Genomic DNA, 20,738 nt, shown 5'->3' on the forward strand with positions numbered 1-20,738 from the left:
ACTCAAACTGGCTTTCGACCGCCAGTTCGCAAAACGCTCGGAGGCGTTAAAGCCCTACGATGAATCTCAAGGTGACCTCTTCAACGAAGCGGAATGTGAAGCCGCTAAGGAAGAAGAGGTTGAGGTTACGACGACCACCACAACCACAACGAAGAAAACGCGGTAAGCGTAAGCCTCTTCCAAAGACCTTACCTCGTGAAGTTATCGAACTTGATTTAGACGACCATGAAAAGCAGTGTGCATGCTGCAATCATGACCTGCATAAAATCGGTGAAGACAGCAGTGAAAAGCTGGAGTTTTCGCCAGCCGTACTCAAAGTGCTGGAATATGTTCGCCCTAAATATGCTTGCCGCCAGTGCGAGCAAACTGAAGACAGCAATCACATCGTTCAAAAGCCAGCACCGCAAAGCATTATCCCGAAGAGCTTTGCCACAGAAAGCTTGCTTGCCAACATCATTCTTGGCAAATACCAGTACGCGATGCCACTTTACCGCCAAGAGTCGCTGTTTACCCAGTCGGGAATCGAGCTATCACGAACCACTATGGCCAGATGGGTTATCCAAGTTAGTGAGAAGTTCAAACCACTCTATGCCGCTCTAAAAGAGCACCTACTTCAACAAGTGGTGGTCCAGGCGGATGAAACGCCACTCAATGTTCTCAAGGAAGAAAAACAGTGTTACATGTGGCTCTACTGCTCGGGCGCAGACTCGCCAGAAGCCGCACTCCCCAATGTGAAGAATATTGCCTTGTACGACTATCAAAACAGTCGCGCGAGGGCATGCCCTGTTGCCTTCTTGGGGGATTACAGTGGTTATCTACAAACCGATGGCTATGGTGCCTATGATGGTCTTTATCACGTCACCAATGTTGGCTGCATGGCACATGCACGGCGAAAGTTCATGGAGGCTAAGAAGCTTCAAGGTAAAGGTAAGTCAGGCAAAGCAGATAAAGCGCTGGCCAAAATCCAGAAGCTCTATGGGATAGAATCGCGCTTAAAAGGTGCGACTGTCGAAACACGAAAAGCAGAACGTCAACTGCATAGCAAACCGATACTGGACGAGTTGTACGAGTGGATGACATCTCAACAAGTGATAGCGTCTAGCCCGCTGGGTAAAGCGATAAAATACACGCTCGGCCAATGGCCGAAGGTGATCCGCTATATCGATGACGGTCACTTATCGATAGACAATAACCGCGCTGAACGCGCAATTAAACCGCTGGTCATTGGCAGAAAGAACTGGTTGTTCTCGAACACGCCAAATGGTGCTGATGCGAGTGCGATGCTTTACAGCATCGTCGAGACTGCGAAAGCCAACGGCCTTATCCTCTACGACTACATGGTCAAGTGCATGAAAGAGCTCGCGAAAGCTGAGCCCGATATCGATGCACTCCTACCTTGGAACCTCAAACACTAACAAATATCGCCCCGTGGGTTCATGGGGCGTTTACTTTAAATTTACCTAAATTCTCCGATGAAATAACAGCATCCGTAGGAATTTTTAAAGAACCTACATCACTATCTGCAGGTATAGGCATTAAACTAAAATGGCCGTAATCTCCTATCCAAGGACTTGGTAAATGAGACTGCCTAAAACCTGTAATTGGATCAACAACAGAACTATCTACACAAGCTCTATCTTTATCTGAACAATGATAATAAGCATATGCCCAACTTCCATCATTCATCTGTGGTGTCCATAATGTCATTGGTATAGGTGTTGCCACATATGGCATCTTATTTCCGTGAGAAAAATCACCATGTGAATTTGTTCCGATCATCGGGTTTGCATATTTTATTAAATTTGATGAAGAATCAGCTACCGCAAAACTTGATATACTCATAGAAACAATAGCTGCTAAAATCTTTATTTTCATAATTACCTTCTAAAAATAATTCTACATAAATAAATATATTTAAATTTTCACATCAAAATTAATATATATAATTCTGTTTTTTAATCACAATTTTTAGCTGGATAATTAAACATTTTATTTATTTCCTCGATATAAATTCCATTTATTTAAAACAGTATCAACTTATAAATGATAATTAAGTTTCTAAATTTGATTTCATATTAGAAAAACTAATATTTATGATTATTAACGTTATATATTAGTTTATTTAAAACAATACTATTATTATCCCTATTAAAATTGCATTACCCAATGCAATTAACTAGACAGGTTCGATAAGCAAAGGAGCAAAACTTGCAGGTATTAGTTATAAAGCCGCTTTTGATGCCGTTAAAGATATGAATATTCTTGCTGGCTCAGCACTTGTAACAGGTGAAAAAGGCGGTAAAGGTGGCGCTGAGATCACACGGTTTGGTCTACGTTTGGTGCAAATGTATGAACTGTTCAATCAAATTCAAGATATGGATTTAAAAGCCTTAAATAATGAAAGCGCGCCGTTAGATAGCTTATTAGGTGTCATGTCTCGTTTTTCATTACAGACAGGTGCGAGAAATCAATTCTTTGGTCATATTGATTCTATCGAGCGTCATAGCCTTTATGATCGCGTTACAATAAAGTTCACCGACGCACATAATATCTACGCCACAATCATCCATGGCAGTACGGTAAAACTTCAATTGGAAAAAAACTCCGTTTCGGTATGTCTATTTATGCGCTCTTTAAGTCAAACCAAGTCACTATCGCGACAATGTGCTAACACGTTTATGGAATATCAACAAACCACTGTGATCATGCTTTATATTTAATTGTTCAGAAAAAGACTGATACTCTTGGTATTGTTTATTCATCAAGGCAGCCCCATCGCAAACCATTAATATAAGTGCTAAACGGCTTAACCAAATATTTTCATTCTGCATTGAATAAAACAATAAAATAACGGCAAGAAGTAATAGAACTACACTCTCAACACCTATATTGTGTATAAAAAAGGCGACCACTACATCAACCATAAAGGAACAATTAGCCGCTGTTTAATGCTTTTTAAACATTGAGCATTGAAAATATTGGCAAACCCTTGACATTTTGCACAGCCCTGACAATTAAGTATGAAAACATAACCAGGCAAGCAATATTGATCCATATTTGGCCGCTGTAATTGATCGAAATTCAACCTGATTTATTTTAATGTCTATTTAAAAACTAAAATACCGCGCTTAAATCGTTCCATAAACACATCGCCACAAGATAAAACGCCTCCCTCACCTAAATATAGATAGGGAGGCAAATTATGTATTGTATCTATATCACTAACCCGCCATCGACTTTCAATGTTTGACCAGTGATGAAGCTTGAATTGTCACTCGCCAAAAATAGTACACCATTTGCAATATCTTGCGCCTGACCCATACGTTTTAGCGGCGTTTTTGAAACCATATAATCGATGACTTTTTCAGGCAAATCGACTGTCATTGGCGTTTCAATAAAGCCAGGCGCAACACAATTAGCACGCACTTTTGCACCTTTACGTGCAAACTCTTTTGACCATGATTTTGTCATTGCAATTACACCAGCTTTTGTCGCTGCATAGTTGGTTTGACCAATATTACCGTCTGTACCAACCACTGATGACATTGTGATAATAGAGCCCGAACCTGAAGCCATCATTAAAGGAGCAATGGCTTGTGTCATGTTAAACACACCTTTCAAATTGACATCAACGACAAGATCCCAATCATTCTCCGACATGTTTTCAATTAGGTTATCCCGTGTGATACCTGCGTTATTCACTAATACATCAATGGTTCCATATTGTTGTGCGATTTTTGTTATCGCCTCTGATACATTAGCTCTATCGCACACATTTAATTCGAGTGCAGTTACATTAGGAAATTGTTGCTCTAAATCGGCCATAGCGCCAAAATTCATATCACAAACAAATACTTGTTTTGCGCCTTGGTTAGCAAAGGTTTCGACAATACAGCGACCAATACCTTGAGCACCACCAGTTACAAGGCAAACCTTATCCGTTAGCATTTTACTACCCCTCTTAAAAAGACATATTTACTCTATATACTTATTATTACAACCAATACATAAGCTCTAATCTTTACGGCTTAACCTAATAATAGAGAATTTGATCTTAACGTGCAGTGCATTAAAGCAATTCACTCTTTCATATAATCAAATAACGTTCCACAAATAAGAAAATAACAAAATTATCGTGTAGGTAGCTTTAAATCATAAACTTTAACGTTACTATTTACGTTCGATACTCCTAAATTAACAATGCAAGGAATGCGAATGTTAGACAAAATTGTTTTTTTTCTTCATGTCGTACGTTGCAATTCAGTGACTGATGCTGCAAAGCAATATGGTATATCACCATCAGCTGGAAGTCGCTGGCTCACAGAGCTTGAAGAAAGCATGGGAGTTAGCCTTGTTAAACGTACCACGCGAAAAATCACACCAACACAAGCTGGTAGCTTACTGTTTAAGCAATTTAGCCATATCAATAATCAAATAACCGATGCTATTAATGAAATACAAAATTTAGGTAATGATGATATTGGCACCATAAAAATTGCTAGTACCCCACTGTTTGCTAAGTATTTTTTAAGTAAAATTATTGGTGAATATATCAGTGATAACCCTACTATCAATTTTGTTGTGATCGAAACAGCGTTTGAAGTGGATAATGTTCACGATGTCGATTTTGCCATTCGGGCAAATGCAACTTACCGCGGTTTTCAAAACAAAGACAGCTTACTGGTTAAACGTTCACTTTTCAGTGAACCTTTAAAAGCATGTTGTTCACCAAGTTATATCCAACGCTATGGAGAACCGATAATCCCTCATGATCTAAAAAAGCATTTGTGCTTATTTGCAACAACATTAGTCGGTGGAAATAAATGGATTTTTGAACAAAATGGTGAATATAACTCAGTTCAAATACCTAGATCGGTAGAAGTAGACGACAGTGAGATTTTGAAGAATATCGCCCTAGCCGGTGGTGGGATTGCTTACCTGCCTTACAGTTTGATTAAACACGATCTTCAAGAAGATCGATTAGTCACGGTTTTAAACAATTATGTAAGTAGCGAATTTGAACTCAGTTTGTATTATAAACCAAGGAAATATATTCCTGCGCGATGTGCTAATTTCAAAGATTATCTTTTAAAACGAGTTACTGAGATCGATCAACAACGCAAAAATAGTGATACTCCGCGTACATTTTAATAGTAAAAAGCCTCGCTTTAAGCAAGGCTTTAATCATATAAGTAAGATTAATGAAGATCTAAGCTAACTATAAGCCCAAAATGATCCGACACTATCGGGTAATAATCACCGTTAAAAATTACTTTATGACTGCTCACACTAACGTCCTGATTAGAAAATACATAATCAATACGTAATGCTTCATGATTGTTTTGCCATCCATCAATGCATTTCACAACGGTATTACCATCATCCTTCATCTGTGCAGATGTATAAGTATCAATAAAACCTTGCTGGATAAGATATGAATAACCCTCGTCGACTAAATGGCTTGGGGTATTAAAATCACCTAAGAATAGACTTAACCGGTCAGATAAACAGCTTTGGATACGCTCAATATGTTGCTGAAAAGGGCTTTCAACGTCATTCCACCAGCCACAATGACAGTTGTAAATATCCAGTGTTTGTTCTTTATAGCCTAAAGTGATCCGTACTGCGCGCCGATGCTTCCAGTGATTTTCATCATAGTTATCATTTAGATCAATTACTTGATGTTCAATCACTGGCTCTCGACTCAAAAATGCAAGCCCTTCTTGGTACACATCATAACTTTGATGAACAAAATCCCACGTTAAATAATACTGATGACCCAGCACCAATAACCTCTGTTGTAGCAGATATGCATAATTATCAGAGTGAACAGGGAAATTACTCACTGTTGATGCATTAATAATAGAACTGTCATAACGCTGATTCACTTCTTGTAAAGCGATCACATCACAATCTTGTTCAATGATTGCCTTTGCGACTATATCTAATTTTTCCAGTTGATCTTGTTCTTGCCAACTGTGCGTGTTCAATGTTAATAACTTCATTATTCAATCACTTACTAATACGATAAAATCAAGCGTGACAATGAAGCCACGCTGACCTTTCACAAATTAAACAGCAGCAAATTTATCAACTAGACCTGATTTAATAACATCAACGCCAGGACCATAAATTGCTTGAACACCTTGCTCTTTCACGACTAGCCCCATCGCACCAGTAGATTTCCACAACGTATAATCTGCAACTAATGAAGGATCTTTTACCGTAATACGTAAACGTGTCATGCACGCATCGATTTCAGAAATATTATCGCGCCCACCTAAGTTTTGGATAATAATTTCCAGCTTATCGTCCTGCGACATCGTATCTGATTTTTCATCAATATAATTACCGGCACGGCCTGGCGTTGGTAAGTTAAACTTCATGATTAAAAATCGGAATAAGCCATAATTAACAGCAAAGAAAACGATGCACACAATAATAAAGCTGATCAAATCGCTTCCTATCCCTGCTGATATCATCATTGGTACACGCGTTAACAACTCAATTAAGCCAAATGCATGAATGCGCAGATCAATGAAGTCTGCAAGTGCAAAAGCAATCCCCGTAAACAAGGCATGAGCGACATACAATACAGGTGCGATGAACATAAACATAAACTCAATAGGTTCAGTTACGCCTGTTAGTAAAACAGCAAGACACGCAGAGAGAAACATTGGTTTATATTGCAAACGTTTGTCATGATCGACACTGTGATACATCGCTAAACCAATACCAATAAGAGAAGATGTTGCGATAATAACCTGCCCGACTTTAAAGCGTGCAGGATGAACTGTATCTAAAAGCTGCTGATACATCGCCGGATCGGTTAATCTAATGTTGTTAAGATCACTAACCCAAGCAAGCCATAATGGATCTTGTCCATACACACTAGTTCCTGCATTTGGACCTGTTAGTAATTGATAAGCTCCACCTAACTCGGTGTAGTTCATCGGGATCGTTAAAGTATGATGTAGACCAAATGGCAGTAATAAACGCTCAAGCGTACCATAAACAAAAGGGGCAATAATTGGTGCGCTGTCTTTAGATGAGGCAATCCACAATCCAAAATCATTCAATGCGCCTTGCACTAACGGCCAAATAACGGCTAAAACAAAAGCAATGATTACGGAGTAAAAAATCACAACAAAAGGAACAAACCTTTTACCATTAAAAAAGGCTAAGGCTTCAGGTAATCGAGAGTAATCGTAATAGCGATTGTATAAGTTTGCACCGAGATAACCTGAAATAATGCCGATAAACACCCCCATATTAAGTGCTGGCGCACCTAATATTGTGGTAAAAAATTGTGTCACAGGTAAATCAGTACCAAATAGGCTGGTTACAATAGCATTAGGGTCAGTCATCATACTGGTATTGACCCCAAATATAACGCCTGTCGTCCGGTTAATTAAAATAAAGGCGATTAACGCGGCAAATGCACCACCAGCTCGCTCTTTTGCCCATGAACCACCAATCGCTACTGCAAATAATAAATGCAAATTAACGATGATACCCCAGCCAATGTTTTCCATAATATGACCAAGGGTTTCGAGTGCGCCTAACCCACCAGCATACATCGCAAGTACTTTACCAAGCGAAATCATAATGCCGGCTGCTGGCATTACAGCAATAACTACAATCAACGACTTACCAAATCGTTGCCAAAAATCAAACGATAACAATTTACTCATTACTAGGTCCTTTATAGAGCTGGTAGGTTAGCCTTAATCACCTACCCTACATATGATTAATGCTTTGTCATAAAGACGTATGCACCGTAAGCTGATGCAAGACCTGTCTTCTCAAAATTTGTCATCGCGCTTTCATTATTACCCGTTTGATTATCAAGTATTAAATCGCCAAGCGCAGAGCGGTCAATATCAACCTTAGCAACGTTATCACTAAGGTTCGTGATGATTGTCCATGTACAATCATCGCTAATACGTTGATATGCATAGATATTAGGGTCATCTGCGAGTATCAATTTATAACGCCCAATAATAAGAGACTTATGCTGTTTTCTAAGCCCAATAAGCTGCTTGTAAAATTGCAAAACTGAGTTTTGATTGTTAAGTTGTTCTGAAACGTTAATCAGCTCATAATTTGGGTTAACCGTTATCCAAGGTGTTACTGTCGAAAAACCACCATTCTCTTCGCTATTCCACGGCATTGGCAAACGACTATGATCGCGAGATACTCTATTGAGTAAAGAGAGAATATATTGTTCACTTTTTCCTTGGTGTTTGAGTTTATTAATAAGGTTTCTAGCAGAGATATCGTCAAACTGATCAAGTGAAGTAAAGTGATAATTCACTAAACCTAGTTCTTGTCCTTGATAAATAAAAGGAGTGCCTTTCATTAAAAAATAACAAGTCGCAAGGGCTGTTGCACTGGCATAACGATAATTTGGATTACCAAATGTATTGATGCTTCGTGCTTGGTCATGGTTTTCTAGATATAAAGCATTCCATCCCATCCCTTCCAATGCATTTTGCCATCTTGTAAGGATCTGCTTAAATTCGACTAAGTTGAAACTTGATTGATTAGTGTCTTCTGACCATAAGTTCATGTGCTCAAATTGAAAAATCATATTGAAAACACCAGCTTTATTTGTCGCTGTTTCTTCCGCAACCCACGTTAGCGCCTCTTCAGCAGCAACACCATTTGCCTCACCGACAGTTACAATATCAAACGGTGAAAAAGCTTTATCACGAAGTTCATGAAGGTGTTCTTCAATCTCTTTAACGTTCATGTGATATTTAAACGATGAAACGTAATTATCCCCATTTGGATTCGGTAACGAAGGTAAGTTAGCCTGCTTTTTGATATGGCTTATCGCATCAACACGAAACCCATCAATACCACGTTCAAGCCACCAATGAATCATGGAAAATAAAGCGGCTTTCACTTCAGGGTTTTCCCAGTTCAGATCAGGCTGTTTTGACGAGAAAAGGTGTAAATAATACTGTGCAGTCTCAGCATCGTACTGCCACGCACTACCGTGAAAAATACTCTCCCAATTATTTGGTTCATTGGTCGGTTTCTCTGTTGTCGCTTCTGAACCATCTCTCCAAATATACCAATCTCGTTTAGCGCTATTTCTATTTTGACGAGATTCAATAAACCAAGGATGCTCATCGCTGGTGTGGTTTATCACCAAATCAATGATAATTTTAATTCCACGTTTATGTGCTTCTCGAATTAAACGATCAACATCATCCAAACAGCCAAAGTCTGGGTGAATGGCTTGATAGTCACTTATATCGTAACCATTGTCATCATTAGGTGATTGATAAAAAGGACAAATCCATACTAGATCAACCCCTAAATCAGCTAGATAATCTAATTTTGTAATAATCCCTGGGATATCCCCTATTCCATCAGCATTACTATCGTAAAAACTACGAGGGTAAATTTGATAGGCCGTTGCTTCTTTCCACCATACAAGTGTTTCTTGTTTTTGATTGGGCTGAACCATGCATTTACCTATAAGCCTAAATTCTCGCCATGTGTTATCGGTAACACATGGCGATAAAAAAACTGTGTTACCGATAACACAAAAGGTAGATCTTATTCTAAAATAGCGCAAAAGACTTTTAGATAAATTGAGAGCTCTCTCGGGTTTTTAACTCAAATTCGCCTTCAACAGAACTAAAATCGCGTCGGATTAATTTCTTTACCGCTTGATAACCCATTTCATAATAATTAAAAGAAACAGACGTTAAACTTGGCACTAGCAAATCACTAAATTCATAATCACCAATCCCTACAACCCAAATATCTTTACCTATTTGAAGCTTCAATTCCTTAGCGCGACGGTATAAACGAATAGCAATATTGTCTGTTGCACAAAAATATATATATTGCGGTTTAAGACTGATAGTTTGATAGGATTCTGCTTGTTCGGAATCTTGTAAAGAGTGAAATTCTCGAGGAAGTTCGGTGGCATATTGGTCAAGCGCTTGTTTAATGACTGATGTTCGACTGGAAAGCATACGTTCATCATAAATATACTGCACGCCTAAAACGGCTGCCTTTTGAGCGTCAAGTGTCACCAATGTTTGTGAAACAAGTTCAGTAATAGCCGATTGTTCAGGGTAAAACAAACAACATCGTTCAGACACATATTTCCCAATAAAGACAAGACTCTTTAGATCTTTATAAAAGGGTTCAATTACCGTGTGTTTAGAGGCAATAATAATCGTCCCTAATGCATTTAAACCATTAAATTCACTGACGGCTTGACGTTCAGATTCATGACAAAAACCTGTTGCATGAAACAGCATACGAACATTAGATTCATTCGCTGCCGCTAAGGCACCTTTAATAACAAGGCTCGTTGTGTAGGATTCAATACGTGGTGCAATAAACCCGATAATATTCGATTGACTACGAATAGATCGAGCAAATTTATTCGGGATATAGTGATTTTCTTTAACAATAGCATCAATTCTTATTCGGTTTTCTTCTGAAACGTAACCGCCATTAAAATACCGTGATACCGTCATTTTTGAGATCCCTAATTGCTTAGAAATCTCTGCCATTGTCATTTTTTGAGTCATAAATTTTCACTACTTGAGATGTTTCAAAAAGATATCTTATCAATGCTTAATCAATTAAAAGACAAATCAGAGAAAGATTAAATATTCCGTAAAACTAGACCACTAAAACATCAGTATATCAAGTATTTATTTTATGAATCCAAAGTTATATTCGTTGAACAAAGAGTCTCGCTATAAAGCGAGACTTTGGATTTTGATAGGCTTAATTAGCACCTAAAGAATTTCAACTGTTCGCTTTGCTTTTCAGCAAGATCGGATAACTCTTCACTTGCAACCGTACACTGGCTTAAACCTGATGCATTTTGTCGAATGATATGATGAATATTCTCAATACTATTACTGATATCCATTGTTACTTGTAACTGCTCTTCAGAAGCCGTTGAAACATGGGTATTCATATCACTATTCATTGAAATAGCAGCAGTGATACCTTCTAGCGCTTCATTTGCTTGAGAGGCAACTAACTTATTTCTTTCTAATGTATCAATAGCAGATTGCATACGCTCATTTGCTGAAGTCGATTGATCTTGCAAACGTTCTATAATCTGCTGTGTCTCTTTTGTTGATGCTTGCGTTCTTGCTGCTAACTGTCGCACTTCATCAGCTACCACCGCAAAACCACGACCACTTTCTCCTGCACGTGCCGCTTCTATCGCTGCATTAAGTGCCAGTAGATTTGTCTGTTCAGAAATGCCTTGAATCGAGTCGATAACTTGGCTAATTTGCGCCGATTGTACTTTTAGTTGCGCAACAACATCAGCGGCCTCTACTAATGATTCAGCCATTTCTTCATTTGCTTGCTGGTTGTTAGAAAACAAGTCAAGGCTCTTGTTCGCTAGCTCACTAGCACTTTTTGAGTTTTCATCAGATTTTTGTGCCGCTTGAGTGACTTCTTGTGCCGTTGTCGTTAATTGATCGATTGCTGTTACAACTTGCTCAATCTCAATCACTTGGCTATTTGCGTGAGTCTCTGAATCTTTCATCACAATTGATAGTTCAGTCGATGAGGAAGCGACATTACGACCCACATCATTTAATACCGCCACTGTTGAACGTAACTTGACAATCATGCGATTTAAATTACGAGCTAATTCGCCCACTTCATTGGTACCGCCAACTGCAATTTCATCTTGTAAATTACCGTCAGCTATTTTCTGCATCGCTCGTTGTAAAATAGTAATTGGCTTAACGATCAGTGAACCAATAACCAAACAAATAACAATGGCAATTACCAATGTAATGATAAATTCATATCCAATCGCATTTATTGTTTGCCCATGCTCTTTCTTCTGCTGTGCAATATAAGCATCTGCGGTTAAATTAACACGTTTATCTAAAGCATCAATTGCTGAAATCATGTCATCACCTAATTGGCGATATTTAACAATATATTTTTGATATTCAGAATCACTTATTTGACCTGAATGCCTAAGATCAAGTACCTCTAACATCGTGTCACGGCTAAAGCTAATATAGCTGATCATTAATGTTCGAAATGCTTCTAATTCTTGGTTGATTTCAGGTATTTCTTGCAACTTTGCAATCGCTTTTTTATTACTTAACTCGCTACTATCAAGAGACTTTGATAAACGCGATAATAAATCTTTATCATAAAGCGCATAAATTGCACTTACTCTCATTGCATAACTATTACTTATTAAACTCGCGGTACTATCTTTCGCTTCAACGGCTAATTGTGTGGTTGAATTCATTTTATCAACACTTTCAATAAGGTTGTTTCGCCCAAACATTAGTACAATAAACAATAAAACTGCCATGAATATAACGGGAATAACTAACTGCAGTTTTATTGACAAATTATTAAGTAAAAACATTAACAACTATCTCCATGTTGTTTGTATTCGTTTTTTATTGAGCGCATCATAAACAGTATTATATAAATATATCAATAACTTTATTAATATATTTGTAAAAAATGATAAGTCATTTAAAATCAATATGGTTAATTGTTATTTATTAGTTACTCAATCTTATGCATTTTTATTTAGTCATTAATTTAATAAATATAAAAAACATGCTTTAAATAATTAAATATTTTATTGAGCAATATGATACTTGATAATTACCAGCTATAAAGTCTTCATTCGAATTAAATACAGTATATTAGTCTAATTTCTTAATTCATGGTTGGAATATTAAATCATAATTAAGGAATAATTAATCAAAATAAATACCTAATAAAGATAAAATATACTAATAAAGCCTTCACTCTTTTTAAAAAGAGATTATGATTGACGAAGCAAATCGCACATATGACGATATTTAATACACTATGAACTTATATAACATACTCCTCCGTTACCCTACTTTACGGACTTTACTCAATTTTAGAACTAACATCGCTGCATTTAGCTTCATTACCTGCTCAGTACCTTTTTTCCTGATGGGCCATGTAACCATGGGGATTGCATTTTCACTGGGTAGTATTAGCTGTGGCTTTGCTGATACGTCAAGTGTGACAAAATATCGCATTCTTGATTTTTGTATCGCTATTCCTGTTTTCTTTCTTATTAGTTTAGGTACTGAAGCCGTTTTCCCACATTCAGTTTTATTTGTTATTAGCTTAACTATTGTCAGTTTTAGTTTGTTTATGTTGGCTGTTTTAAGCCCAAGACTAGGTGCGCTCGGTTTTGCCTCCATATTACTCGCTATATACGCTATGTTACTGCATTTAGATGGTCGACCTATTTGGCTTGTTCCTTTGTGGTTAACGTGTGGCGCTTTGTGGTACATTTTTTGGCAAGCGTTAGCCATCTACTTTCTTCCGAATCAAGAATCCAAAGACATCCTGTCTGATTTGTATCAAGCTATTGCTAAAAAGCTTATCACTCACGATCACGGATTTATTTTTTCTTCCGACAAAAATGAGTTGTTTATTAAATCAGCGCAATTACGATCCCAAATTGCGGGTTTATCTCACACCTTAGAAGGTCGAATTCACCAGCAATTTACTGCTGGTGAAGATAGCGCAAAACTGCAAGACATTTATCGTTTCTTAAAAGTGGCTGAACGTATTAACGAACAAACACGTTTGCTTTATTTCATTCCCACTTCAAATCTACAACAAACATGTCCTGAATGGTTAGATAAGATTCACCAAGCAACGTTAAAAATAAGTCAATATTTTGGGCAAGTGACTGTCGACAATGTTCATCGTATAAACGTTCCTAGTATCGACTTCGAAGAGTTACGCCAATATACGATACAAGAAAATATAAAAGAGGAAGCATTAGCTGCGCTTTCATATATTAATAAACTGGATATTATCTACTTAACACTTCAACAGTTGAGCCAACAAACAAATCAAACATTAAGCTCTAGCATTATTAAGCCAATTGTTGTGTCATGGAAATGGCCAGAATTAGCCTCTAAGTTAACCAGTCAAATGACGTTAAAATCGAGTTATTTTCGACATGCACTTCGCGGAACATTAAGTTTAGCAACGGGGTTAATCATTGTTCGAACATTAAACTTAGACTTTGGTTTTTGGACTCTTATGACCAGTTTATTGGTATTACGTCCTAATTTATCGATGACGTGGACACGATTACTTCAACGATTAACCGGTACAATTTGTGGTTTATTGGTTATTGTTGCATTGCTGAACTTCCAAGTATCTACAAGCATTCTGCCGTTCATATTTTGTATCGGTGTAATACTTTTTTTCCATACCTCTGCACGTCATTACGGCTTTGCGGTATTCTGCGTGACTTTGTTTGTATTCGCAGGCTTTTCTCTAAACGGACAAGGCGACAATATTCTTTTACCTCGCCTAGACAGCACTGTTCTAGGTGTTTTCTTGCCTTTATTATTTGTATTTATCTTATCACCTGGTTGGAATAAGAAACTGTTCCCTACTCAACTAACGACCACAACAACTGGCTACATAGATTATCTGGTTTATCTAAAAATCTATTTAACAGATAAATCCGATTGCACAACAATCAAGTTACAACGTCACTATCAGGATTGCGTGGTTAACGATACCAACCTATTTGATCATTGGATGGGCTATTTAGGTGAACCACATAGAAAGTCACAAACGGGTGAACACATTTTATTATGCAGTCGCAGTTCTAATATTATCTTGCGTATATTAACCCAACTGAATGAAAACAAACATTCTTTATCATTGGATTCTACCATTAATACAGACCTTGATAGTGCTATTACATCTTTAACAGAGCTAGATAAAACGCTTAAAAAATCGCAAAACCACGCAGAGCTATTTAAGCAAATATCAAAGCAAGAACAGTTGATTTATCAATCTTTCATCTATATTGAAAACGATATATATAAGCTTGATAACCATACTCTGCTCAAGTTATTAGCAAAAGAAGTGAACTTATTTACATCCTCAATCAATATTAAGAATATTTAACTCTAGAAGGCCCGATAATTATTATCGGGCTTTTTATCATGTTAAGTGGTTCCTATATTCACCGATCCATTATGCAGAGCCAACCGGATAATAAAGATTTCTTTGAAGCCCCCCTACCGAATAATACTATTTGAGGGTACTCTTTCTTATTACCTTATATTTTGAGCTTCTTACTGACTAAGTTGTCCAAACTTGGGCAGGCTCTTCACAAACCTTTGGTGAACGTCCATATAGGTTTGCATATAGATCTCATCAATACGCTCATTACTTGGAAAGCTCGATGAGAAATCGACATGTTTACAGTCAATCGACAACTTAGCGGCTTCGATAATATGTGCGATAAACATGCGAGGATCTTCTAACCCAATAGAGATACGCATAGTCGTTGGCTTAATACCCGCTTCATTGAGCGCGTCGTCGCTCAACTCTGAGTGGGTGGTCAATGCCGGACATAAGGCAACTGTGTTGGTTTGCCCCAAGCTCACTTGCATGCCAATAGCGGGTTCGAGCATGTCGAAGAACTGTTTAAACCCGTCACGATTAATTGGCGCACGATCGCCGCTGCCCTCCATATCGATAGTAAACAGCGCTGCTGGCAGTCCGAGATACATATTGTTCTGGCAATGCTCATAGTTATCGCTATCAGTTAAAGCAGGGCATGAGACATTGATGTCTGGGTGAGCATCAAAGATCAGAGCCAGAGTCAGTGTATTAATAGTTTTCTGCACCACTCGCATCTCATAAGTTTTCATGCCGTTGAGTACTTCAAACGCTTTGTCTGCATCTAAGAAGGCACCTTTGATGTAGTAAACATTCCAAAACAGGGTTTCACTCCATGGAATTGTCGCCTCATCACCATTAGGTTTGGTGAATATCACCTCCTCTCCTTTAGGTACAAACATGGTCTCGTTGCGGCCAATCACGACACCGGCCGTTGTGGTACCTGAGCCTGCTAGTTCTTTGGTGTAAGAGTGAATCACGTAATCCGGTCTTTCCATTACATCATCGCGTTTAAGTACAGGATGAAGTAATGGCGTACCGACTGTTGAGTCGACGATAACATCCCACCCGCGAGAGTGGGCTGCTTTACTGATATTGGAGACATCTAATACATAGCCATGTGGGTTACACGGTGACTCGAGGTAAACGTATATCTTCTTACCTCCTGCGAGGCGATCTGCATACTTGAGTGCAACCTCATCAAGGCGAGTCGCAAATTCATCACCAGAGTAACCATCCACCCACTCTACCGCGACATTCAAGTTAGAGGGCTTACCAAACCAATCTTCCAAGAGTTGGTACGAACCGCCGTAGATATTACGTGAAGCCAACACAATGTCTTCATGCCCAAGTAAATGACTAAGTAAGCCATCTATAGCCGCCATACCCGAATTAAAGTTCCATGCCAAGTATTCGTTGGCTCTCGTTCCTGCCTCAAGATCAACCATGTGGTTCGCCAGAGAGATTGAGGTTGGATTAAGCAGTCGAGAATAAATATCGTGCAATGGCTCTTTACCGTTGAATGCGTCTTCAATCCACTCGGTACACGCAAACAAATAGGTTGCAGTCCGAGTAATCACTGGGCTTGCAGAAAAAATAGCCGCCACATTATCGAAGATAGGATACGCGCCTTTTGAGGCAAAATTACCATTGTTAGTCGCGATAGATTGGTATGTCGCGCGCATTGGATTTTGTAGGTTATCGAGAATTTTCGCGATCTGGAATGATAGGAAACGTTTTGCGTTAAACCAAGCGATGCGGTCACTCTTATCCAGCTCTGAAAGGCCATCAACCGTTATCGCCCAGAGATCGTGAGTCTTGGTATTGGCTTTGTACAACGTCGTCGCCAATTCCACCAGCGTGGCTCCATAATCGCTATTTGGATCGATACCAAAATGTTTTGCTTGCTCAATAGCAAGGGCTTCTGCTTGTTCGTGTTTGGTTGTTTTACGCAATGGGCTTAGTTGAGTTGAAGTATTCATAATTGCTGAGACATTCCATCCTTGTTGTATTTCTTTAATTCTAGTGTCGGACAGATGTTAATGATTGCTATTTACGTAGTAAGACATACACTTTGAGCAATAATATTGCTAAATAAACCACAATATTGATGGAATATACTAATGGATGAGATCGATAAAAGAATACTTGATGAGCTGCAAGGCAACGCGCGCCTCACAAACCAAGAATTAGCCGATCGCGTATCGCTTTCCCCCTCCCCTTGCCTACGCCGAGTTCGAGCATTGGAGAAACAAGGTATCATTAGGGGCTATCACGCCAGTGTTGATCAAGATGCATGTGGCCTTCACGTAAATGTGTTCGTGTTGGTAAAGCTTGAAAAGCCGACAGAAGAGAACATGCAAGACTTTGAGCTACACATTGAAGCGATTGATGAGGTGTTAGAGTGCTTTTTGATGACAGGTAACCACGACTACCTTCTTCATGTGGTCAGTGAATCCCTAAAAAGCTACGAGCTGTTTATCCGCAAGCAGTTGACTCGCCTACCCAATATAGCTTCGATTGAATCTAGCTTTGCATTTGGACAAGTCAAAACAAAGACCAAGTTGCCTATAAGATGAATAAAGAAAAAAACAAAATATACATTGTGATTTTGTTAATAACGTTTCTAGTTTCAAAGTATTAAATTAGGACATTGTTTTGCGCATGAGAGCTTCAAAAGTGACGTTTAACTAATAGATAAAATTAACCTAATAAAACTAATCCAGAATCACGTTAATAGGATATTTATGAGTATTTGTACTAAGTAACTTTGGGGCAATTACAAGTTAACAGAAAAGCTAACTCATTTGTGATTAGCCAACTGCCTATAGATTTTCTGATATCTAGACATGGTATATTCAACATAATCCATACCAAGACTAGAGATTATTTCTGGTGTTTTTTACTCTTTCCCAACCCTATCAGGTATTGCTTACGTTTGTTGTTGTCCTAACTCACTTCAATTAGGCTTTTGGACACTAAGAAGGAGTCCAATCCTCTTTATCATTTAAGAGTTATCTACTATCAAATGTGATAGAATTTCTTTCAATAACTTATTAATGCAAGATAGAACCTCTAATTTCTTGCAATAGATTTTAGTACCCCAGGTAGTACCCCAAGGGACACCTAGAAAAAATAAAGAGTACATAAATAATGAGTAATAGCATTCAGTGGTTTCCAGGGCACATGCACAAAGCCCGCAAAGAAATTGAAGAGGCAATGCCGAAAGTTGATGTGATCATCGAAGTTTTAGATGCTCGTATCCCATTTAGTAGTGAAAACCCACTGATAAAATCGTTCCGCAATACCAATGACGGTAAGCCTGTTGTTAAAGTTTTGAACAAGCGTGACTTGGCTGATCCTGAGATGACACAACTTTGGATCGATCACCTTGAAAAAGAGCAAGGCGTTAAAGCCATTGCTGTCACCACTGAAAACTTAAATGAAGTTAATCAGATCATGGATTTATGCCGTAAGCTTGCACCTCACCGTGAAGAAGCAGGTAAAAAAATTCGTACCATGATCATGGGGATTCCTAACGTTGGTAAATCAACCATTATCAATGCACTTGCAGGCCGAACTGTTGCAATCACAGGAAACCAACCTGCTGTAACACGCCAACAGCAACGCATTAACCTAGACAACGGTGTACTGCTTTCTGATACACCGGGAATTCTATGGCCAAAAGTGGAAAACCCACACAGTGGTTTCCGCCTTGCTGCAACAGGTGCAATTAAAGATACCGCGATGGATTATATCGATGTTGGTTTCTTTACAATTGAATACCTGATCAAAGCATACCCAGATATGATTAAGGCACGTTATAACCTTGATGATGATCTGCCAGAATCTGAAATTGAGCTAATGGAAGAGATCGGGCGCAAGCGTGGTTGTTTAAAAGGTGGTGGTCATGTTGATCTGCACAAAGCTTCTGTCATCCTCATCAATGAATTGCGTAACGGTACACTTGGTAACATCACTCTTGAGCACCCAGATATGATCACTGAAGAGCTGATCAATGTGGCAGAAGAAGCTGAACGCAAAGCAGAACAAAAGATTAAAAAGAAAGAAGAACGACGTAAACGCTACCTAAAAAATAAACGTTAATCGATTTCAAAATATAAAAAGCCACCTTCCTATAGTGCCATACCACTACAGGAAGGTGGCTTTTTAATATGTGTAATCCAAACTCTTCATTCGAAACTAATTTTTTTATATTATTTTGATGAAAATTAGCTTTAATTTGCCATTTTTTTGTATATAGCAACAATTATAACACTAATGATTATTTGATTTTCACGCCTACTCTACATCAGTTAAATCGGCTTTAATTCATTCAAAACAAATATATTAATCAGAAAATGTGTGATTTTGTGCTCATTTTAATTATCACTACTCTAACGATTATTTTTTGGCATTACTCAATGTATTGAAAAGTCACATTTCGCATTAGTTTTTCTCATTTTACTAATGCCAGGTTAGCGTCAATAATCGCCGCGTTTTCTAATAAAACACTTTTTTAAACAGCTCTGTCTTGTTATCTCCAGTGATCATTCCTTGATTTCTGGTTTTTCGTTTTCTAAGCGTATTTACCTTAAATAAAGACAGATTATTTCAAACATTTCACTTGGAGACCAAGGTAGTGCAAGACATCACTACTTGTCGCAAAAGCGGCGGCATTTTTGTGCCTGTTGCTGGACTAACTGTATTCGCAATCGCATCAGGCTACCTAATGAGCTTGGTCCCATTATCATTAACAAATTTTAAAATTGATAGCAGTTATGCGAGTTGGTTAGCAAGCATCTATTACATTGGCCTTCTTATTGGTTCAACGATGATCGAGCCAATTATTGCAAAGATTGGTCACCGTGTGGCTTTTATTACTTTTTTAAGTTTGCTAGCAGCAACTGTTGCAGTTTTACCCATGTTTCCAAATAAGGAAGTATGGCTATTTGCACGCCTAATTGCTGGTATGGCCGTTGCGGGTATTTTCGTTGTTGTTGAATCATGGCTACTTATTGGTGATAACCCGAAAGAGCGAGCAAAACGTCTTGGTTTTTACATGACCTCACTCTATGGTGGTACCACTGTTGGTCAATTAGCTGTAGGTATGTTTGGTGTTAAAGGGTTTATTCCTTTTATCGTTATTCTAGTACTATTGTTAATCGCTATTTTACCGCCTCTGTTTGTAAAACAAGGTCAACCTAGCAGTGATGCACACCAAGTGTTATCAATAAAGCAAATTGCACGTTTAAGTAAGCCTGCGATTATTGGCTGTATAACCTCTGGTGTTGTAATGGGCAGTATCTACGGTTTAATGCCTTTAGCATTGAAGCAAAGCGCTCTAACAACAGATCAAGTAGGCGTATTGATGGCTGCAACCATCCTTGGTGGTATGGTAATTCAACCTGTAATTAGCAAACTTTCAATTAAAATGAGTAAAACGTTATTGCTTGCTTTAATGTCTTTGCTTGGTGTTTTTGCTATGGGTATTACTTACCTATCGTCAGACTATGTAGTTCTCATCACTGCACTGGCGTTGTTAGGCATGTCTGCTTTTGCGCTTTACCCAATCGCAATTACTTTAGCGTGTGACAACTTGGATTCATCATATATTGTTGCCGCAACACAAGTTATGCTCTTTAGTTACAGCATTGGTTCAGCACTTGGCCCAATTGGTGCTAACAGCTTTATGGCAGAACAAAATGGAATAATGGATTTTTTCTTCATTGTTCTACTTGCAACGGCAATTTACATGCTAGTAGCAAGTT

General features: G+C 38.3%; 14 protein-coding genes and 1 pseudogene. 7 read left to right on the plus strand and 8 right to left on the minus strand.

Translation table 11 applies throughout. The annotated features are described in order from the left end of the window. Window positions 1-1,415: pseudogene (locus tag SKA34_RS01915) on the plus strand (IS66 family transposase); the annotation flags it as partial. Window positions 1,416-1,434: 19 nt separating this feature from the next. Here SKA34_RS01915 and SKA34_RS01920 read toward each other — a convergent pair. Continuing rightward, window positions 1,435-1,875, minus strand: coding sequence for a hypothetical protein (locus SKA34_RS01920; RefSeq protein WP_006643805.1), 441 nt, complete (start codon window positions 1,873-1,875; stop codon window positions 1,435-1,437). Window positions 1,876-2,252: 377 nt separating this feature from the next. On the opposite strand from SKA34_RS01920, the gene SKA34_RS01925 reads away from it, so the two are divergent. Continuing rightward, window positions 2,253-2,720, plus strand: coding sequence for a TOBE domain-containing protein (locus SKA34_RS01925; RefSeq protein WP_006643806.1), 468 nt, complete (start codon window positions 2,253-2,255; stop codon window positions 2,718-2,720). A gap of 493 nt (window positions 2,721-3,213) precedes the next feature. Here the strand turns inward: SKA34_RS01925 and SKA34_RS01935 are convergent, their stop codons facing one another. Further along, window positions 3,214-3,948, minus strand: coding sequence for a beta-ketoacyl-ACP reductase (locus SKA34_RS01935; protein ID WP_006643807.1), 735 nt, complete (start codon window positions 3,946-3,948; stop codon window positions 3,214-3,216). Between the two features lie 267 nt (window positions 3,949-4,215). On the opposite strand from SKA34_RS01935, the gene SKA34_RS01940 reads away from it, so the two are divergent. Further along, a complete protein-coding gene (locus SKA34_RS01940) occupies window positions 4,216-5,151 on the plus strand; it encodes a LysR family transcriptional regulator (RefSeq protein WP_006643808.1) in 936 nt (311 codons plus the stop codon). Window positions 5,152-5,198: 47 nt separating this feature from the next. Here the strand turns inward: SKA34_RS01940 and SKA34_RS01945 are convergent, their stop codons facing one another. The 5 genes from SKA34_RS01945 to SKA34_RS01965 all read right to left on the minus strand — a co-directional run bounded on the left by SKA34_RS01945 (window position 5,199) and on the right by SKA34_RS01965 (window position 12,277). After that, entirely contained in the window at window positions 5,199-6,005 is an 807-nt protein-coding gene (locus tag SKA34_RS01945) for an endonuclease/exonuclease/phosphatase family protein (protein WP_006643809.1), read from the minus strand. Window positions 6,006-6,071: 66 nt separating this feature from the next. Further along, entirely contained in the window at window positions 6,072-7,694 is a 1,623-nt protein-coding gene (locus SKA34_RS01950; protein ID WP_006643810.1) for a PTS transporter subunit IIBC, read from the minus strand. Between the two features lie 56 nt (window positions 7,695-7,750). Next, window positions 7,751-9,481 carry an alpha-glucosidase gene (locus SKA34_RS01955; RefSeq protein ID WP_006643811.1) on the minus strand — a complete coding sequence of 577 codons (1,731 nt, stop codon included), beginning with the start codon at window positions 9,479-9,481 and terminating at the stop codon, window positions 7,751-7,753. A gap of 118 nt (window positions 9,482-9,599) precedes the next feature. After that, on the minus strand, window positions 9,600-10,565 hold the full coding sequence (locus SKA34_RS01960; protein ID WP_006643812.1) for a LacI family DNA-binding transcriptional regulator: 966 nt from the start codon (window positions 10,563-10,565) through the stop codon (window positions 9,600-9,602). 206 nt (window positions 10,566-10,771) lie between these two features. Then, window positions 10,772-12,277 carry a methyl-accepting chemotaxis protein gene (locus tag SKA34_RS01965; RefSeq protein ID WP_232284199.1) on the minus strand — a complete coding sequence of 502 codons (1,506 nt, stop codon included), beginning with the start codon at window positions 12,275-12,277 and terminating at the stop codon, window positions 10,772-10,774. 707 nt (window positions 12,278-12,984) lie between these two features. Between SKA34_RS01965 and SKA34_RS01970 the strand changes: the two genes are divergently transcribed. Then, the gene (locus tag SKA34_RS01970) at window positions 12,985-14,967 is read left to right on the plus strand and encodes an FUSC family membrane protein (RefSeq protein WP_039859590.1); all 1,983 of its coding nucleotides are present in this window, start codon (window positions 12,985-12,987) and stop codon (window positions 14,965-14,967) included. 170 nt (window positions 14,968-15,137) lie between these two features. Here the strand turns inward: SKA34_RS01970 and SKA34_RS01975 are convergent, their stop codons facing one another. Beyond that, on the minus strand, window positions 15,138-16,949 hold the full coding sequence (locus SKA34_RS01975; protein WP_006643816.1) for a PLP-dependent transferase: 1,812 nt from the start codon (window positions 16,947-16,949) through the stop codon (window positions 15,138-15,140). 141 nt (window positions 16,950-17,090) lie between these two features. Between SKA34_RS01975 and SKA34_RS01980 the strand changes: the two genes are divergently transcribed. The 3 genes from SKA34_RS01980 to SKA34_RS01990 form a co-directional block, all read left to right on the plus strand. Then, entirely contained in the window at window positions 17,091-17,546 is a 456-nt protein-coding gene (locus SKA34_RS01980; protein WP_006643817.1) for an Lrp/AsnC family transcriptional regulator, read from the plus strand. A 571-nt stretch (window positions 17,547-18,117) separates the two neighbouring features. Further along, window positions 18,118-19,074: a ribosome biogenesis GTPase YlqF gene (gene ylqF / locus SKA34_RS01985; RefSeq protein ID WP_039859593.1), complete on the plus strand. Its 957-nt coding sequence runs from the start codon at window positions 18,118-18,120 to the stop codon at window positions 19,072-19,074. Window positions 19,075-19,609: 535 nt separating this feature from the next. Beyond that, a partial coding sequence (locus tag SKA34_RS01990; protein WP_006643819.1) for an MFS transporter occupies window positions 19,610-20,738 on the plus strand: 1,129 nt, incomplete at its 3' end.

It is taken from the genome of Photobacterium sp. SKA34 (assembly GCF_000153325.1).
GTDB lineage: Bacteria > Pseudomonadota > Gammaproteobacteria > Enterobacterales > Vibrionaceae > Photobacterium.

What these genes read in the sequence shown, in the direction of transcription:
- SKA34_RS01945 (WP_006643809.1), bottom strand. Translation starts at nt 6,005, where the DNA reads ATGAAGTTATTAACATTGAACACGCACAGTTGGCAAGAACAAGATCAA.
- SKA34_RS01940 (WP_006643808.1), top strand. Translation starts at nt 4,216, where the DNA reads ATGTTAGACAAAATTGTTTTTTTTCTTCATGTCGTACGTTGCAATTCA.
- SKA34_RS01960 (WP_006643812.1), bottom strand. Translation starts at nt 10,565, where the DNA reads ATGACTCAAAAAATGACAATGGCAGAGATTTCTAAGCAATTAGGGATC.
- SKA34_RS01970 (WP_039859590.1), top strand. Translation starts at nt 12,985, where the DNA reads ATGGGGATTGCATTTTCACTGGGTAGTATTAGCTGTGGCTTTGCTGAT.
- SKA34_RS01935 (WP_006643807.1), bottom strand. Translation starts at nt 3,948, where the DNA reads ATGCTAACGGATAAGGTTTGCCTTGTAACTGGTGGTGCTCAAGGTATT.
- SKA34_RS01955 (WP_006643811.1), bottom strand. Translation starts at nt 9,481, where the DNA reads ATGGTTCAGCCCAATCAAAAACAAGAAACACTTGTATGGTGGAAAGAA.
- SKA34_RS01950 (WP_006643810.1), bottom strand. Translation starts at nt 7,694, where the DNA reads ATGAGTAAATTGTTATCGTTTGATTTTTGGCAACGATTTGGTAAGTCG.
- SKA34_RS01975 (WP_006643816.1), bottom strand. Translation starts at nt 16,949, where the DNA reads ATGAATACTTCAACTCAACTAAGCCCATTGCGTAAAACAACCAAACAC.
- SKA34_RS01920 (WP_006643805.1), bottom strand. Translation starts at nt 1,875, where the DNA reads ATGAAAATAAAGATTTTAGCAGCTATTGTTTCTATGAGTATATCAAGT.
- SKA34_RS01980 (WP_006643817.1), top strand. Translation starts at nt 17,091, where the DNA reads ATGGATGAGATCGATAAAAGAATACTTGATGAGCTGCAAGGCAACGCG.
- SKA34_RS01925 (WP_006643806.1), top strand. Translation starts at nt 2,253, where the DNA reads ATGAATATTCTTGCTGGCTCAGCACTTGTAACAGGTGAAAAAGGCGGT.
- SKA34_RS01965 (WP_232284199.1), bottom strand. Translation starts at nt 12,277, where the DNA reads ATGAATTCAACCACACAATTAGCCGTTGAAGCGAAAGATAGTACCGCG.